Origin of the sequence: Pseudoduganella violaceinigra DSM 15887, from assembly GCF_000425385.1 — a bacterium.
Taxonomy (GTDB): domain Bacteria; phylum Pseudomonadota; class Gammaproteobacteria; order Burkholderiales; family Burkholderiaceae_D; genus Rugamonas; species Rugamonas violaceinigra.
Window position 1 is genome coordinate 505,707 of record NZ_KE384356.1, and the last position, 15,342, is coordinate 521,048.

Below are 15,342 nucleotides of genomic sequence, written 5' to 3' on the forward strand. Positions count from 1 at the left end.
TAAATAGCTGACCCGGGGGTTAGTAGTGTTGTATTATTGCTCTCTTTAGCTGGGCCACTGGGGCCGCTACGGGGCTCCGAGCAGAGAAATCAGTTTCTGAATTACAATGTGGCCTCACGAACAAAGAGTGACATCTGTGCCAAATTTAGTCGAAATCCGCGACTTACACTTCAGCTATGGAAAGCGGGCGATCCTGTCCGGCCTCCGTATGGACTTCCCACGCGGGAAGGTGGTGGCGGTCATGGGCGGTTCCGGCAGCGGCAAGACCACGGTCCTGCGCCTGATTGGCGGCCAAGTCCGCCCGCAGAAGGGGTCCGTCAGCGTGGAGGGCCAGGTGGTCCACCAGCTGAAAACCCGCGAACTGTATGTGCTGCGCCGCAAAATGGGCATGCTGTTCCAGCATGGCGCGCTGTTTACCGACCTGAGCGTGTATGAAAACGTGGCGTTCCCGCTGCGCGAGCATACCGACCTGCCGGAAGAACTGATCCGCGACCTGGTGCTGATGAAGCTGCACTCGGTCGGCCTGCGCAACGCCGCCAAGCTGAAGCCGGGCGAGATTTCCGGCGGCATGGCGCGCCGCGTGGCGCTGGCGCGTTCGATCGCCCTGGACCCGCAGCTGATCATGTACGACGAGCCGTTCGCCGGCCTCGACCCGATTTCGATGGGCGTGACCGCCAACCTGATCCGCAACCTGAACGATGCGCTCGGTTCGACCACGATCCTGGTGTCGCACGACGTCAAAGAATCGTTCACGATCGCAGATTATGTGTATTTCCTGTCGCAGGGCAAAATCGTTGCCCACGGCACTCCAGCGGACATGATGGTTTCCACCGATCCTTACGTGAAGCAATTCGTGCATGCGGAAGCCGATGGTCCCGTGCCTTTCCACTATCCCGGCAAATCACTGGCGGAAGACCTGGGCCTGGGAGCGCGCCGATGATGCGCCGTTTCCTGCTGAGTGTGGGCGGCGGCGCACGCGATTACGTGGAAAGCATCGGCCTTTCCTTCCGTACGATGCTGACCATGCTGGGCCTGTCGCCCGGCCTGCTGCGCCGCCCGCGCCTGCTGGTCGAGCAGCTGCATGTGATCGGCAACTACTCGCTGCTGATCATCATCCTGTCCGGCCTGTTCGTGGGCATGGTGCTGGGCCTGCAGGGCTATTACACGCTGAACAAATACGGCGCCTCCGAGTCGCTCGGCTTGCTCGTTGCGCTGGGCCTGACCCGTGAGCTGGGTCCGGTCATTACCGCCCTGCTGTTCGCCGGCCGCGCCGGTACGTCGCTGACCGCGGAAATCGGCCTGATGAAGGCGGGCGAGCAACTGTCCGCCATGGAAATGATGGCCGTGAACCCGATCCAGCGCGTGCTGGCGCCGCGTTTCTGGGCCGGCGTGATTTCCGTGCCGCTGCTCACTGCCATGTTCAGTGCCGTCGGCATCCTGGGCGGCTACCTGATCGGCGTGGGCCTGATCGGCGTCGACGAGGGCGCGTTCTGGTCGCAGATGCAGGGCGGCGTGGACGTGTGGAAGGACGTATTCAATGGATTCGTGAAAAGTGTGGTGTTCGGTATCGCCATCACTTATATCGCGCTGTACCAGGGCTATGAAGCCCAGCCGACCCCGGAAGACGTGTCCGGTGCAACGACGCGCACGGTGGTCATCTCTTCGCTGATGATCTGGTGGCTCGACTTCATGCTGACGGCGCTGATGTTCAGTAAATAACAATCGGTGCCAGGACCTGGCATGCCTGGCACTGCTGATCAAAGGATTGGAAATATGCAACGTAAATCTCTCGACGTTTGGGTTGGCCTGTTTATCGTGATGGGCGCTGCTGCGCTGATGTTCCTGGCGCTGAAGGCGGGCAATCTGGGTGCCATGGCCTTTGGCAAGACCTACCAGGTCACGGCACGTTTTGACAATATCGGTTCCCTGCGCCCGCAGGCTGCGGTGAAGGCCTCCGGCGTGGTGGTGGGCCGCGTCGCGTCGGTCGGTTTCGACGACAAGGTGTATAAAGCGGTAGTGACGCTGGACATGGACGAAGGCTTCAAGTTCCCGAAAGACAGCTCGGCCAAGATCCTGACCGCCGGCCTGCTGGGCGAACAGTACATCGGCATTGAAGCCGGCGGCGACGACAAGAACCTCGGCGCTGGCGACCTCATCGCCCGTACCCAGTCCGCGACCGTGCTGGAAGACCTGATCAACCAGTTCATCTATAGCAAGGCAGCAGAAGGAAAGGACTCCAAATGAGCAACGTCCGTACACTTGCCCTGAGCCTGGCCGCGGCCGGCGTGCTGAGCGGCTGCGCCGGCCCCAACCCGCGCGATCCGTATGAAGGCTATAACCGCGCCGTCTTCAACTTCAACGACAAGGTGGACGAGTACGCGCTGAAGCCGACCGCCACCGTCTATAAGAACGCGACCCCGAGCTTCTTCCAGACCGGCGTCAGCAACTTCTTCGGCAACCTGGGCGACGTCTGGACCGCCGCGAACAACTTGCTGCAAGGCAAGGTCGGCGATGGCATGTCGGACTTGATGCGCGTGGCGATGAACTCGACTTTCGGCCTGCTGGGCGTGCTCGATATTGCATCCGAAGCAGGTTTGCAAAAGCATAAAGAAGATTTTGGCCAGACCCTGGGCTCCTGGGGCGTGCCGTCCGGCCCCTACCTGATGCTGCCGCTGCTGGGCCCGTCGACCGTGCGCGACACTGCCGTCCTGCCGGTGGACATCATGGCCGACCCGTGGCAGTACAAAGATCCTGTCAACGTCCGTAACATCGGCACCGTTACCCGTGTTGTGGACCAGCGTGCAGCCTTGCTGGATGCGTCCACGCTGCTGGAAGATGCCGCCCTCGACCGTTACGAATTCATCCGTGACGGCTGGATGCAGCGCCGTAACAGCCAGGTGTACGATGGCGAAGACGGCCCGAAGGGCAAGCAGAAGAAGGCGGAGCTTGAGGACGAGGCCGAAAAGCCGACTCAAGCTATAATCCCGGAACCGGCTGAAACGAAATCCAGCCTGTGATCCGGAATACAACCCACCATAGGTAAAGTACAATGAAACTGATCAAACAACTGATCGCGGTCGCCTCGGTCGCTTTTGCCACCAGCGCCCTGGCGGCAGCCGTTCCTGCCGCCAGCGAAGCTCCTGATGTGCTGGTCAAGCGCATCAGCTCGGAAGTGCTGGACACCGCCAAGAATGACAAGGAAATCCAGGCCGGCAACCAGAAGAAGGTCATGGACCTGGTGGAAACCAAGATCCTGCCTTACGTCGACTTCCAGAAAATGACGTCCCTGGCCGCTGGCCGCTACTGGAAGGAAGCGACGCCTGAGCAGCAAAAACAGCTGTCCGCCGAATTCCGCACCCTGCTGATCTTCACCTACTCGGGCGCCCTGTCCCAGGTGAAAGACCAGACCGTCGATTTCAAGCCGATGCGTTCCTCGCCAGGCGACACCGACGTGGAAGTGCGTTCCCAGGTGAACCAGCAGCGCGGCGAGCCGGTGCAGCTGAACTACCGCGTCGCCAAGACCGATGCCGGCTGGAAGATCTATGACATCAATGTGCTGGGTGCATGGCTGGTGGAAGCCTACAAAGGCACCTTCGCGTCGGAAATCTCGAAAGGCGGCATCGATGGCCTGATCAAGACCCTGTCCGAAAAGAACAAGAAGCTGGCCTCCAAGCCGATGAAGACTGCAGGTAAATAAATGCCTGATACCACTGTTTCCAATCAACTGTCCCTGAAGTCGCTGACCGTGGCCAACGCCACGGAAGCGCTGGCGCAGGGCTTGGCGGCACTGCGTGCCGGCCAGACTGTGTTCGACCTGGGCCAGGTGGAAACCGTGGACTCCGCTGCCGTGTCAGTCATGCTGGCATGGCAGCGCGCTGCCGCCCAACACGGCAGCAAGCTGGAACTGCGCAACCTGCCAGAACAGCTCCAGAGCTTGACCAAGCTCTACGGCGTGTGCACGCTCGTGTCGCCCGCCGATCTGCATCATCATTGACCCCCGCCCTACCTCTTATTAGCGGTATCAGGGGCTAACAGGCTGTGCCTGTCAGCACCTGACACCGGTAAGCTGGAACTCGCGGTATCCGAGGCTAACAGGCAGCGCCTGTCAGCACCTGAGACCGCTAAGTTATTCCGGTCCGGCGAAGCCGAACCAAATTTCCAATATAATTGACCGTCTTCCGCGCCTTGGCGCGCGCGCCTTTGCAACGGTCATCGTTGTCCCAGTTATCTATACAAGTAAGCATGACAGCAATCGAAATCAGCAACGTCGAAAAGCGCTATAAGGCGCTGCAGGCGCTCGGCGGCGTGTCCTTGAAAATCGAAGAGGGCGAATTCTTCGGCCTACTCGGGCCGAACGGCGCGGGCAAGACCACCTTGATTTCCATCATTGCCGGTTTGATCCGCGCCGATGCCGGCAGCGTCCGGATCCACGGCCATGATGTCGTGAGCGACTTCCGTGCCGCGCGCCGCAAATTGGGCGTGGTGCCGCAGGAGCTGGTGTTCGATCCCTTCTTCACCGTGCGCGAAACGCTGCGGCTGCAGTCCGGCTATTTCGGCCTCGGCAACAACGACAAGTGGATCGACGAGGTGATGGCGGAGCTGGGTCTGGCCAACAAGGCCGACACCAATATGCGCGCCCTGTCCGGCGGCATGAAGCGCCGCGTGCTGGTGGCGCAGGCCCTGGTGCACAAGCCGCCCGTCATCGTGCTGGACGAACCGACCGCCGGCGTCGACGTCGAGCTGCGCCAGACCCTGTGGAAGTTCATTTCGCGCCTGAACCGCGAAGGCCACACCATCGTGCTGACCACGCACTACCTGGAAGAGGCGCAAGCCATGTGCAAGCGCGTCGCCATGCTCAAGCTGGGCAAGGTGGTGGCGCTGGACACCATGCCGCAGCTGATCCGCCGCATCTCCGGCTCGCAGCTGGTGCTGCACCTGCCGCACAGCCGCCTGCCGGAAGACCTGCACGGGCTGCTGAACCACCCGCCGGAAGACAATAAATACAGCCTGCGTATCAACGATTACGCGGAAGTGGAGCGGATCCTGGCCCGCCTGCGCGAGAGCGGCATCGGCATCGACGAGATGCAGCTGCAGCAGGCCGACCTGGAGGACATCTTCCTGCAAATCATGGACGAGAACATCGTATGATCACCACCGGTTTCCGCACCCTGGTCTACAAAGAGACGCTGCGCTTCTACAAAGTTGCGACGCAGACGATCGCCGCGCCGATCCTGACCGCCATGCTGTACCTGCTGATTTTCGGCCATGTGCTGTCGGGCCGGGTCGAGGTGTATCCCGGCGTGACCTACACCGCCTTCCTGATCCCGGGCCTGGTGATGATGAGCGTGCTGCAGAATTCCTTCGCCAACTCCTCGTCGTCGCTGATCCAGTCCAAAATCACCGGCAACCTGGTATTCGTGCTGCTGACGCCCCTGTCGCACTGGGAGATCTTCTCCGCCTATGTGCTGGCCTCGATGGTGCGCGGTATTACCGTGGGTTTCGGCGTGTTCGCCATCACCGCATGGTTCGCGCACCTGAGCTTCACGGCGCCGCTGTGGATCCTGGTGTTCGCCCTGCTGGGCGCCGCCATCCTCGGCACCATGGGCCTGATCGCCGGCATCTGGGCCGAGAAGTTCGACCAGCTGGCCGCCTTCCAGAATTTCCTGATCGTGCCGCTGACCTTCCTGGCCGGCGTGTTCTATTCGATCCATTCGCTGCCGCCCTTCTGGCTGGCCGTATCGCATGCGAACCCGTTCTTCTACATGATCGACGGCTTCCGCTACGGCTTCTTCGGGCAGTCCGACGTGAACCCATGGGTCAGCGTCGCCATCGTCTCCACCTTCCTGGTGGTGCTGGCGCTGCTTGCCATTCGACTTCTGCGCAGCGGCTACCGCCTGCGCCACTGATTTATTGAGGAATTCCAAGTGACCACAACTCCAGAAGCAATCCACAGCTATATCGCCGCCGGCCTCGAGTGCACCCACCTGCAGGTGGAAGGCGACGGCCAGCACTTCCAGGCCGTGATCGTCTCGCCCGCCTTCGCCGGCAAGCGCCCGATCCAGCGCCACCAGCTGGTGTACGCCGCGCTGGGCGACCGCATGCGCGAAGAGATCCACGCCCTGTCGATGAAAACCCTGACCCCAGAAGAATTCCAAGGATAAGAAGAATATGGACAAACTGCTTATCACCGGCGGCAAGCGCCTGGTCGGCGACGTCAAGATTTCCGGCGCCAAGAACGCCGCCCTGCCCATCCTGTGCGCGGGCCTGCTGAGCGCGGGCGACCTGGAGCTGACCAATGTGCCGCTGCTGCACGACGTGGCCACCATGCTCAAGCTGCTGCGCCAGACCGGCCTGTCGGTCGAGCAGGACGGCGAGAAGGTCACGCTGAACGGCGCCAAGATCGACAAATACGAAGCGCCGTATGAGCTGGTGAAGACCATGCGCGCATCGATCCTGGTCTTGGGCCCGCTGCTGGCGCGCTTCGGCGAAGCCAAGGTGTCGCTGCCGGGCGGCTGCGCCATCGGTTCGCGTCCGGTCGACCAGCACATCAAGGGCCTGCAGGCGCTGGGCGCCGAGATCAGCATCGACGGCGGCTACATTTACGCCAAGTGCAAGAAGCTCAAGGGCACCCGCATCGTGACCGACATGATCACCGTGACCGGCACCGAGAACCTGCTGATGGCGGCGACCCTGGCCGAAGGCGAGACCATCCTCGAGAACGCCGCGCGCGAGCCGGAAGTGACCGACCTGGCGCACCTGCTGGTGGCCATGGGCGCGAAGATCGACGGCATCGGCACCGACCGCCTGGTGATCCAGGGCGTGCCGGCGCTGCATGGCGCCAAGCATGCCGTGATCTCCGACCGTATCGAAGCGGCGACCTTCCTGTGCGCCGTTGCCGCAACCTGCGGCGACATCACGATCCGCAACACCCGCACCGATATCTTCGACGTGGCGCTGGACAAGCTGCGCGAGATGGGTGTGCAGCTGACGGTGGGCGACAACTGGATCCGCGCGCAGATGGACCAGCGCCCGAACCCGGTGACCTTCCGCACCACCGAATACCCGGGCTTCCCGACCGATATGCAGGCGCAGTTTATGGCCGTCAACCTGATCGCCAACGGCAGCAGCCGCGTCACCGAGACCATCTTCGAAAACCGCTTCATGCACGTGCAGGAAATGAACCGCCTGGGCTCGAAGATTTCCATCGACGGCAACACCGCGTATATCGATGGCGTCGAGCAGCTGATCGGGGCGCCGGTGATGGCGACCGACCTGCGCGCCTCCGCTTCGCTGGTGATCGCCGGCCTGGCCGCCAAGGGCGAAACCCTGGTCGACCGCATCTACCACCTGGACCGCGGCTACGACCGCATGGAAGTCAAGCTGTCCGCCGTGGGCGCCAATATCACCCGTATCAGATCATGAATATAATCCTCGCCCTGTCGAAAGGCCGGATCTTCGAAGACACGCTGCCGCTGCTGGAAGCGGCTGGCATCACCGTCACCGAAAATCCGGACACCTCCCGCAAGCTGATTCTGCCCACCTCGGACCCCGGCATTCGCGTACTGATCGTGCGCGCATCCGATGTGCCGACCTATGTGCAGCATGGCGCGGCGGACTTCGGCGTGGCGGGCAAGGATGTCCTGCTGGAACACGGCGGCGAGGGCCTGTACCAGCCGGTGGACCTGCATATCGCCAAATGCCGCATGTCGGTGGCGACGCGCGCCGGTTTCGACTACGAGAGCGCGGTGCGCCAGGGCGCGCGCCTGCGCGTGGCCACCAAATTCACCTCGATCGCGCGCGAGCACTTCGGCAAGAAGGGCGTGCACGTCGACCTGATCAAGCTGTACGGCTCGATGGAGCTGGCGCCGCTGGTCGGCCTGTCGGACGCGATCGTCGACGTGGTTTCCACCGGCAGCACGCTGCGCGCCAACAACCTGGTGGAAGTGGAGGAGATCATGGACATCTCCTCGCGCCTGGTGGTGAACCAGGCCGCGCTGAAAATGAAGCGGGCGCGCCTGCAACCGATTATCGAAGCATTTGAACGTGCCTCGCTGGCGAAAGCGTAATGGTCATGATCCGCAAACTTGATTCCACCCAAGACGACTTCCAGGAAACGCTCGATGCGTTGCTGGCCTTTGAAGCCGAAACCGACGACGCGATCGAAGGCGCGGTGGCGAAGATCATCGCCGACGTGCGTGCGCGCGGCGACCAGGCCGTGCTGGAATACACCAACCGCTTCGACCGCATGCGCGCGGCGAGCATGGCCGATTTCGACATCGGCCAGCAGGAGCTCGAGAGTGCGCTGGCTGCGCTGCCTGCCGCGCAACGCAGTGCGCTGCAGACCGCGGCCGAGCGCATCCGCGCCTTCCATGTGCGCCAGAAGCAGGCGCTGCAAGGCTTCAGCTACACGGAAGCCGACGGCACCGTACTCGGCCAGCGCATCACGCCTTTGGATCGCGTGGGCATCTACGTCCCGGGCGGCAAGGCTGCCTATCCATCGTCGGTGCTGATGAACGCGGTGCCGGCCAAGGTCGCAGGCGTGCAGGAAATCATCATGGTCGTTCCGACACCGGACGGCGTGAAAAACCAGATGGTGCTGGCCGCCGCGGCCATCGCCGGGGTGACCCGCGTGATCGGCATCGGCGGCGCGCAAGCGGTGGCCGCCCTGGCGCACGGCACCGAGACCATCGAGCCGGTGGACAAGATCGTCGGCCCGGGCAATGCCTATGTGGCATCGGCCAAGCGCCGCGTGTTCGGCACCGTCGGCATCGACATGATCGCCGGTCCGTCCGAAATCCTGGTGATCTGCGACGGCACCACCGATCCGGACTGGGTCGCCATGGACCTGTTCTCGCAAGCCGAGCACGATGAACTGGCGCAAGCCATTCTCCTGTGCCCGGATGCCGCGTACATCGCGCGCGTCGAGGCCAGCATCGCCAAGCTGTTGCCGGGCATGCCGCGCAAGGCTGTGATCGAAACTTCGCTGCGCGACCGCGGCGCCTTGGTGAAAGTGCGCGACATGGCGGAAGCCTGCGCCATCGCCAACAGCATCGCCGCCGAGCACCTGGAAATTTCGGCTGAGAACCCGCAGCAATGGGCCGAGCAGATCCGCCACGCGGGCGCCCTGTTCCTGGGCCGCTTCTCGTCGGAGTCGCTGGGCGATTATTGCTGCGGCCCGAACCACGTGCTGCCGACATCGCGCACCGCGCGCTTCTCGTCCCCGCTGGGGGTGTACGACTTCCAGAAGCGCTCTTCGGTGATCCATGTGAGTGAAGCGGGCGCACAGACGCTGGGCAAGGTCGCGGCCGAACTGGCCTACGGCGAAGGCTTGCAAGCGCACGCCCGCAGCGCGGAGCTGCGCCTGAAATGACGAATTCGTCCCAGCCTTGGATGAACCAGGTCTTCCAGGAGGACGCGATGGCCGGCCTGGCGCGCGTGCCGGACGGTGCCGTCGACCTGATCCTGACCGATCCGCCCTACAACCTGGGCAAGGATTACGGCAATGCGTCGGACCAGCAGACGGTCGACGACTACCTGGCATGGACCGAGGCGTGGATCGACGCGGCCCTGCCCAAGCTGAAGCCGAACGGCAGCCTGTATATTTTCCTGACCTGGCGCTTCTCGCCGGAGATTTTCGTCATGCTGAAAAAGCGCATGACGATGATGAATGAAATCATCTGGGACCGCCGCGTGCCCTCCATGGGCGGCAGCACCCGCAGTTTTTCGTCGGTGCACGACACGATCGGTTTCTTCGTGCGCCGCAAGGATTACTACTTCGACCTGGACGCGGTGCGCATCCCGTACGACGCCGCGACCAAGAAGGCCCGTTCGCGTTCGATTTTCGTCGGCGCGAAATGGCTGGAAGTGGGCTACAACCCGAAGGACCTGTGGAGCGTTTCGCGCCTGCACCGGGAGCATGCGGAACGGGTCGATCATCCGACGCAAAAGCCGCTGGAAATTATCGAACGCATGGTCAAGGCCAGTTGCCCGCCGGACGGCGTGGTGATGGATTTGTTCATGGGCAGCGGGACCACCGCCGTCGCCGCGCGCCGCTGCGGCAGGAATTTTGTCGGCTTTGAGTTGAATCCGGAGTATTGCGACGTGGCCCGGAGGCGCTTGGAGGCGCTTTTGGAAACCGGTAAACCGGCCGGACTGGCCGTCCCGTCCGACCCGCAGGGTCAGACACCACCTCCTCGCAGGGGGCGCAGGCCAAAGTTGGCGCCTGTCCCGAACGAGGCCTTGGAACAGGAGTAATGCAGATGTCCCTCGACAGCCTTATCGCCAATACGATCCGCCAGGATGTGCGTTCCGACCACATCTACCATGTGCCGGATGCCAGCGGATTTATCAAGCTGGATGCGATGGAGAATCCCTATGTGCTGCCGAGCCACCTGCATCATGCACTGGCGCACCGCATCGCCGGCGTGGCGCTGAACCGCTACCCGGTCGCCAGCTACGACAGCATCAAGCAGCGCATCCGCGCCAAGCTGGGCGTGCCGCAAGGCTATGACGTCATGCTGGGCAACGGCTCGGACGAACTGATCGCCATCATGGCGCAAGCCTGCGCGCTGCAGCCGGCGGAAGGCCGGCGCGCCGTGATGCTGGCGCCGGCGCCTTCCTTCGTGATGTTCCAGCGCTCCGCCATGGTGGCCGGCATGGATTTCGTCGGCGTGCCGCTGAAGGCCGACCTGACGCTCGATCTGCCGGCCATGCTGGCGGCGATCGCACAGCACCAGCCCGCCCTGGTCTTCCTGGCCTACCCGAACAACCCGACCGGCAACCTGTTCGACGCCGGCGCGATCGCACAAGTCATCACCGCGTTGGGCGAGCAGGGCCTGTGCGTGGTCGATGAAGCATATGAGCCATTTGCGCAACAGAGCTTCATGGGCCGCCTGCCCGAGTTTCCCAACCTGATCGTCATGCGCACCCTGTCGAAACTTGGCCTGGCGGGCATCCGCCTCGGCTATATGTCGTGCGCCCCGGCCCTGCTGGAGCAATTCGACAAGATCCGTCCACCCTACAATGTCAATGTCCTGACCCAGGCCGCCGCCGAATTCTGCCTCGATCACCTCGATGTGCTGAATGAACAGGCCGCCCTGCTGCGCCAACAGCGCAGTGAGTTGTCGCATGCACTGGCGAAATTGCCGGGTGTCAACGTTTTCCCCTCGGCCGCAAACTTTATCCTCATTCGTGTACCGAACGCCGAGCAGGCCCACGCCAAACTGCTCGAGCGCAAGGTATTGATCAAAAATGTGGGTAGAATGCACAATGTACTGGCCAACTGTCTGCGCATCACGGTCAGTACGCCCGAGGAAAACGCAATCATGCTGGACGGCCTGAAGGCCGCGCTGGCTGCCTAAAGCGAAACCCAAGAGCTTTTCATGAACCGCACCGCAGAAATCACTCGCAACACCAGCGAGACCCAGGTCCGCGTTGCCATCAACCTCGATGGCACCGGCGCCCAGAAGCTGAACACGGGCGTGCCTTTCCTCGACCATATGCTGGACCAGATCGCCCGCCACGGGCTGATCGATCTCGATATCGAAGCCAGCGGCGACACCCATATCGACAACCACCATACGGTGGAAGACGTGGGCATCACGCTCGGCATGGCGATCGCCAAGGCCATCGGCGACAAGAAGGGCATCCGCCGCTACGGCCACGCCTATGTGCCGCTGGATGAAGCGCTGTCGCGCGTCGTCATCGATTTTTCCGGCCGCCCGGGCATCGAATACCACATCCCGTTCACCCGCGCGATGATCGGCGGCTTCGACGTCGACCTGACGCTGGAATTCTTCCGCGGCTTCGTCAACCATGCGGGCGTCACGCTGCACATCGATAACCTGCGCGGCACCAATGCGCACCACCAGTGCGAGACCGTGTTCAAGGCGTTCGGCCGCGCACTGCGCATGGCCAGCGAGCTCGATCCGCGCGCTGCCGGCGCCATCCCGTCCACCAAAGGAAGCCTGTAACGACAACTACGGCTGACTGACATGAAAAAAATCGTAGTAGTCGATTACGGCATGGGTAACCTGCGCTCGGTTGCGCAGGCATTGCGCGCGGTCGCGCCCGAAGCCGACGTGCTGATTTCCGGCGATCCCGCCGCCATCGATGCCGCCGAGCGTATCGTCCTGCCCGGCCAGGGCGCCATGCGCGACTGCATGGCCAGCCTGCGCGAATCGGGCGTACAGGAGGCGCTGATGCGCGCCGCCGCGTCCAAGCCCATGATGGGCGTGTGCGTGGGCGAGCAGATGCTGTTCGACGCCAGCGAGGAAGGCGGCAACACGCCCGGCCTGGGGCTTTTGCCCGGCAAGGTGGTGCGCTTCCAGCTGGACGGCCAGCTGCAGGAAGACGGTTCGCGCTTCAAGGTGCCGCAGATGGGCTGGAACCAGGTGCGCCAGCGCGCACCGCATGCGATGTGGGAAGGCATTCCCGACAACGCCTGGTTCTACTTCGTGCACAGCTACTTCGCGCAGCCGGCAGTCGATGCGCACAGCGTCGGCGAGACCATGTACGGCCAGCCGTTCTGCTGCGCCGTCGCCCGCGACAATATTTTTGCCACACAGTTCCACCCAGAGAAGAGCGCCGCCACCGGCCTGCAACTGTACAAAAATTTCATCCACTGGAATCCTTAACTTCAAGAACAACATCATGCTGCTCATTCCTGCTATCGACCTCAAGGACGGTCACTGCGTTCGCCTGAAACAGGGCGATATGGAAAATGCGACCGTCTTCTCCGACGACCCTGGGAAAATGGCGCGCCATTGGCTGGAACAGGGCGCGCGCCGCCTGCACCTGGTGGACTTGAACGGCGCCTTCGCCGGCAAGCCGAAGAATGAAGGCGCGGTGAAAGCCATCCTCCAGGCGGTGCAGGACTATGCCGCGGAATTCGACCTGCCCGAGATCCCGGTGCAGCTGGGCGGCGGCATCCGCGACCTCGACACCATCGAGCGTTACCTGGACGACGGCATCAGCTACATCATCATCGGCACCGCCGCCGTGAAGAGCCCCGGCTTCCTGCAGGATGCCTGCGGCGCCTTCCCCGGCCACATCATCGTCGGCCTGGACGCCAAGGACGGCAAGGTGGCGACCGACGGCTGGAGCAAGATGTCCGGCCACGAGGTGATCGACCTGGCGCAGAAGTTCGAGGGCTACGGCGTCGAATCGATTATCTACACCGACATCGGCCGCGACGGCATGATGGGCGGCGTGAATATCGAAGCCACCGTGCGCCTGGCGCAGGCGGTGCGGATTCCCATCATCGCCTCCGGCGGCCTGCACACCATCAAGGACGTGGAAGACCTGTGCGAAGTGCAGGACGAAGGCATCGAAGGCGTGATCTGCGGCCGCTCGATCTATGAAGGCACGCTGGACCTGGCGTCGGCGCAGGAACGCGCCGACGAACTTTCCGAGTAAAGACTATGCTGGCTAAACGCATCATCCCCTGCCTCGACGTGACCGATGGCCGCGTTGTAAAAGGGGTCAATTTCACCGAGCTGCGCGACGCCGGCGACCCGGTGGAAATCGCCCGCCGCTACGACGAGCAGGGCGCGGACGAACTGACCTTCCTCGACATTACCGCGTCGAGCGACAACCGCGACCTGATCCTGCACATCATCGAAGCCGTGGCCTCGCAAGTCTTCATCCCGCTGACCGTGGGCGGCGGCGTGCGCCAGGTATCCGACGTGCGCCGCCTGCTGAACGCCGGCGCCGACAAGGTGAGCATGAACACTTCCGCCGTGAGCAACCCGCAGCTGGTGTATGACGCTTCGCAAAAGCACGGCAGCCAATGCATCGTGGTGGCGATCGACGCCAAGAACGTGGCGCCGGGCAAGTGGGAAGTGTTCACCCATGGCGGCCGCCACGCCACCGGCCTGGATGCCGTGGCGTGGGCCAGGAAGATGGCCGAGCTGGGCGCCGGCGAACTGCTGCTGACCAGCATGGACCGCGACGGCACCAAGTCCGGCTTCGACCTGGGCCTGACCCGCGCGGTCAGCGATGCGGTCAACATTCCGGTGATCGCCTCGGGCGGCGTGGGCGGCCTGCAGGACCTGGCCGACGGCGTCAAGCTGGGCCATGCCGATGCGGTGCTGGCAGCCAGCATCTTCCACTACGGCCAGCACACGGTGCAGGAAGCCAAGCAATTCATGGCGGCGCAGGGCATTCCCATGCGCCTTTCTTAAACTTCGGGGAACTCACAATGGCTACCGCAATTGCGGCGAATGTCGCCAAAGCCAAATGGCTGAACAAGGTGAAGTGGGACGAGCATGGCCTGGTACCTGTCATCGCGCAGGAGGCCGGCAGCAACGACGTGCTGATGTTCGCGTGGATGAACCGGGATGCGCTCTACAAGACTGTGGAGCTGGGTGAAGCCGTCTACTGGAGCCGCTCGCGCAAGAAGCTGTGGCACAAGGGCGAAGAGTCCGGCCACGTGCAGAAGGTGCTGGAAATCCGCCTCGATTGCGATGAAGACGTGATCTTGCTGAAGATCGAGCAGGAAGGCGATATCGCCTGCCACACCGGGCGCCACTCCTGCTTCTTCAACAAGTTCGAGAATGGCGACTGGCAGAATACCGAGCCGGTTCTGAAAGACCCCGAAGAGATTTACGCGGAAGCAAAGAGATGAGCAATGTACTGGACCGCGTTGCGGCCACCATCGAATCGCGCAAGGGCGGCGACCCGTCGTCCTCTTATGTCGCCAAGCTGTTTTCCAAGGGCGACGACGCGATCCTGAAAAAAATCGGCGAAGAAGCCACCGAAACGGTGATGGCGGCCAAGGACGCCCGCGCCAGCGGCGATGCGTCGAAAGTGCTGTACGAATGCGCCGACCTGTGGTTCCATTCGCTGGTGCTGCTGGCGCAGTTCGGCTTGACGCCGCAGCAGGTACTCGATGAGCTGGCGCGCCGCGAAGGCCTGTCCGGCCTGGAAGAAAAAGCATCTCGTAAGGAATAAACGTGGAAAATTGCCTGTTCTGCAAGATTGCAGCGAAACAGATCCCCGCGGCGGTTGTGCATGAAGACGAAGACCTGATGGTGTTCAAGGACATCAACCCGGCCGCGCCGGTGCACTTGCTCATCATTCCGAAACTGCACCTGTCGACCCTGTCCGACTGCAAGCCGGAGCACGCGCCCCTGCTGGGCAAGATGCTGGCGCTGGTGCCGCAGCTGGCGGAGCAGCATGACATCGCTGTCGCCTATGAAGCGGATGGCACGCCGGCGCGCGGCTACAAGACCCTGATCAACAGCGGTCCGGATGGCGGCCAGGAGGTGTACCACCTGCATATGCACCTGTACGGCGGCCCGCGTCCATGGCGCGGCATGCGGACCTAGGTGATGACAAGCA

The 15,342-nt window shown here is 62.8% G+C and carries 21 protein-coding genes; all 21 read left to right on the forward strand.

Going from position 1 to position 15,342, the window contains the following annotated elements; all coding sequences use genetic code 11:
* Positions 1 to 136 precede the first annotated feature (136 nt).
* The 21 genes from H597_RS0118980 (at position 137) to H597_RS0119080 (ending at position 15,329) form a co-directional block, all read left to right on the forward strand.
* Entirely contained in the window at positions 137 to 940 is an 804-nt protein-coding gene (locus H597_RS0118980) for an ABC transporter ATP-binding protein (protein WP_028103528.1), read from the forward strand.
* Entirely contained in the window at positions 937 to 1,719 is a 783-nt protein-coding gene (gene mlaE, locus H597_RS0118985) for a lipid asymmetry maintenance ABC transporter permease subunit MlaE (RefSeq protein WP_028103529.1), read from the forward strand. Before H597_RS0118980 ends, mlaE begins: the two co-directional genes overlap by 4 nt.
* A 54-nt stretch (positions 1,720 to 1,773) precedes the next feature.
* Positions 1,774 to 2,244 carry an outer membrane lipid asymmetry maintenance protein MlaD gene (mlaD, locus tag H597_RS0118990; protein WP_028103530.1) on the forward strand — a complete coding sequence of 157 codons (471 nt, stop codon included), beginning with the start codon at positions 1,774 to 1,776 and terminating at the stop codon, positions 2,242 to 2,244.
* Positions 2,241 to 3,017, forward strand: a complete 777-nt coding sequence (locus H597_RS31570; RefSeq protein WP_035374640.1) for an MlaA family lipoprotein — start codon at positions 2,241 to 2,243, stop codon at positions 3,015 to 3,017. The genes mlaD and H597_RS31570 overlap by 4 nt, the downstream gene beginning before the upstream one ends.
* Positions 3,018 to 3,049: 32 nt before the next feature.
* Positions 3,050 to 3,697: an MlaC/ttg2D family ABC transporter substrate-binding protein gene (locus H597_RS0119000; protein ID WP_028103531.1), complete on the forward strand. Its 648-nt coding sequence runs from the start codon at positions 3,050 to 3,052 to the stop codon at positions 3,695 to 3,697.
* Positions 3,698 to 3,994, forward strand: coding sequence for an STAS domain-containing protein (locus H597_RS0119005; protein WP_028103532.1), 297 nt, complete (start codon positions 3,698 to 3,700; stop codon positions 3,992 to 3,994). It begins immediately after the preceding gene.
* 248 nt (positions 3,995 to 4,242) lie between these two features.
* On the forward strand, positions 4,243 to 5,148 hold the full coding sequence (locus H597_RS0119010) for an ABC transporter ATP-binding protein (protein WP_028103533.1): 906 nt from the start codon (positions 4,243 to 4,245) through the stop codon (positions 5,146 to 5,148).
* On the forward strand, positions 5,145 to 5,906 hold the full coding sequence (locus H597_RS0119015) for an ABC transporter permease (protein ID WP_028103534.1): 762 nt from the start codon (positions 5,145 to 5,147) through the stop codon (positions 5,904 to 5,906). Before H597_RS0119010 ends, H597_RS0119015 begins: the two co-directional genes overlap by 4 nt.
* A gap of 18 nt (positions 5,907 to 5,924) precedes the next feature.
* Positions 5,925 to 6,161 carry a BolA family protein gene (locus H597_RS0119020; RefSeq protein WP_028103535.1) on the forward strand — a complete coding sequence of 79 codons (237 nt, stop codon included), beginning with the start codon at positions 5,925 to 5,927 and terminating at the stop codon, positions 6,159 to 6,161.
* A 7-nt stretch (positions 6,162 to 6,168) separates the two neighbouring features.
* Complete coding sequence (murA, locus tag H597_RS0119025; protein ID WP_028103536.1) at positions 6,169 to 7,422, forward strand: UDP-N-acetylglucosamine 1-carboxyvinyltransferase; 1,254 nt, start codon at positions 6,169 to 6,171, stop codon at positions 7,420 to 7,422.
* Entirely contained in the window at positions 7,419 to 8,066 is a 648-nt protein-coding gene (hisG, locus tag H597_RS0119030) for an ATP phosphoribosyltransferase (protein WP_028103537.1), read from the forward strand. The genes murA and hisG overlap by 4 nt, the downstream gene beginning before the upstream one ends.
* Positions 8,066 to 9,370, forward strand: a complete 1,305-nt coding sequence (hisD, locus tag H597_RS0119035) for a histidinol dehydrogenase (RefSeq protein ID WP_028103538.1) — start codon at positions 8,066 to 8,068, stop codon at positions 9,368 to 9,370. Before hisG ends, hisD begins: the two co-directional genes overlap by 1 nt.
* Positions 9,367 to 10,254 carry a DNA-methyltransferase gene (locus H597_RS31575; protein ID WP_051293913.1) on the forward strand — a complete coding sequence of 296 codons (888 nt, stop codon included), beginning with the start codon at positions 9,367 to 9,369 and terminating at the stop codon, positions 10,252 to 10,254. Before hisD ends, H597_RS31575 begins: the two co-directional genes overlap by 4 nt.
* Positions 10,254 to 11,360 carry a histidinol-phosphate transaminase gene (gene hisC / locus H597_RS0119045; RefSeq protein ID WP_371850738.1) on the forward strand — a complete coding sequence of 369 codons (1,107 nt, stop codon included), beginning with the start codon at positions 10,254 to 10,256 and terminating at the stop codon, positions 11,358 to 11,360. The genes H597_RS31575 and hisC overlap by 1 nt, the downstream gene beginning before the upstream one ends.
* Before the next feature lie 21 nt (positions 11,361 to 11,381).
* On the forward strand, positions 11,382 to 11,972 hold the full coding sequence (hisB, locus tag H597_RS0119050) for an imidazoleglycerol-phosphate dehydratase HisB (protein ID WP_028103540.1): 591 nt from the start codon (positions 11,382 to 11,384) through the stop codon (positions 11,970 to 11,972).
* 21 nt (positions 11,973 to 11,993) lie between these two features.
* The gene (gene hisH, locus H597_RS0119055; protein WP_028103541.1) at positions 11,994 to 12,635 is read left to right on the forward strand and encodes an imidazole glycerol phosphate synthase subunit HisH; all 642 of its coding nucleotides are present in this window, start codon (positions 11,994 to 11,996) and stop codon (positions 12,633 to 12,635) included.
* 16 nt (positions 12,636 to 12,651) lie between these two features.
* Positions 12,652 to 13,416, forward strand: a complete 765-nt coding sequence (hisA, locus tag H597_RS0119060) for a 1-(5-phosphoribosyl)-5-[(5-phosphoribosylamino)methylideneamino]imidazole-4-carboxamide isomerase (protein ID WP_028103542.1) — start codon at positions 12,652 to 12,654, stop codon at positions 13,414 to 13,416.
* Positions 13,417 to 13,421: 5 nt separating this feature from the next.
* On the forward strand, positions 13,422 to 14,183 hold the full coding sequence (gene hisF / locus H597_RS0119065; protein WP_028103543.1) for an imidazole glycerol phosphate synthase subunit HisF: 762 nt from the start codon (positions 13,422 to 13,424) through the stop codon (positions 14,181 to 14,183).
* Between the two features lie 17 nt (positions 14,184 to 14,200).
* A complete protein-coding gene (hisI, locus tag H597_RS0119070) occupies positions 14,201 to 14,626 on the forward strand; it encodes a phosphoribosyl-AMP cyclohydrolase (protein WP_028103544.1) in 426 nt (141 codons plus the stop codon).
* Positions 14,623 to 14,952, forward strand: coding sequence for a phosphoribosyl-ATP diphosphatase (locus H597_RS0119075; protein WP_028103545.1), 330 nt, complete (start codon positions 14,623 to 14,625; stop codon positions 14,950 to 14,952). Before hisI ends, H597_RS0119075 begins: the two co-directional genes overlap by 4 nt.
* Before the next feature lie 2 nt (positions 14,953 to 14,954).
* A complete protein-coding gene (locus H597_RS0119080; RefSeq protein ID WP_028103546.1) occupies positions 14,955 to 15,329 on the forward strand; it encodes a histidine triad nucleotide-binding protein in 375 nt (124 codons plus the stop codon).
* Positions 15,330 to 15,342: the final 13 nt, after the last annotated feature.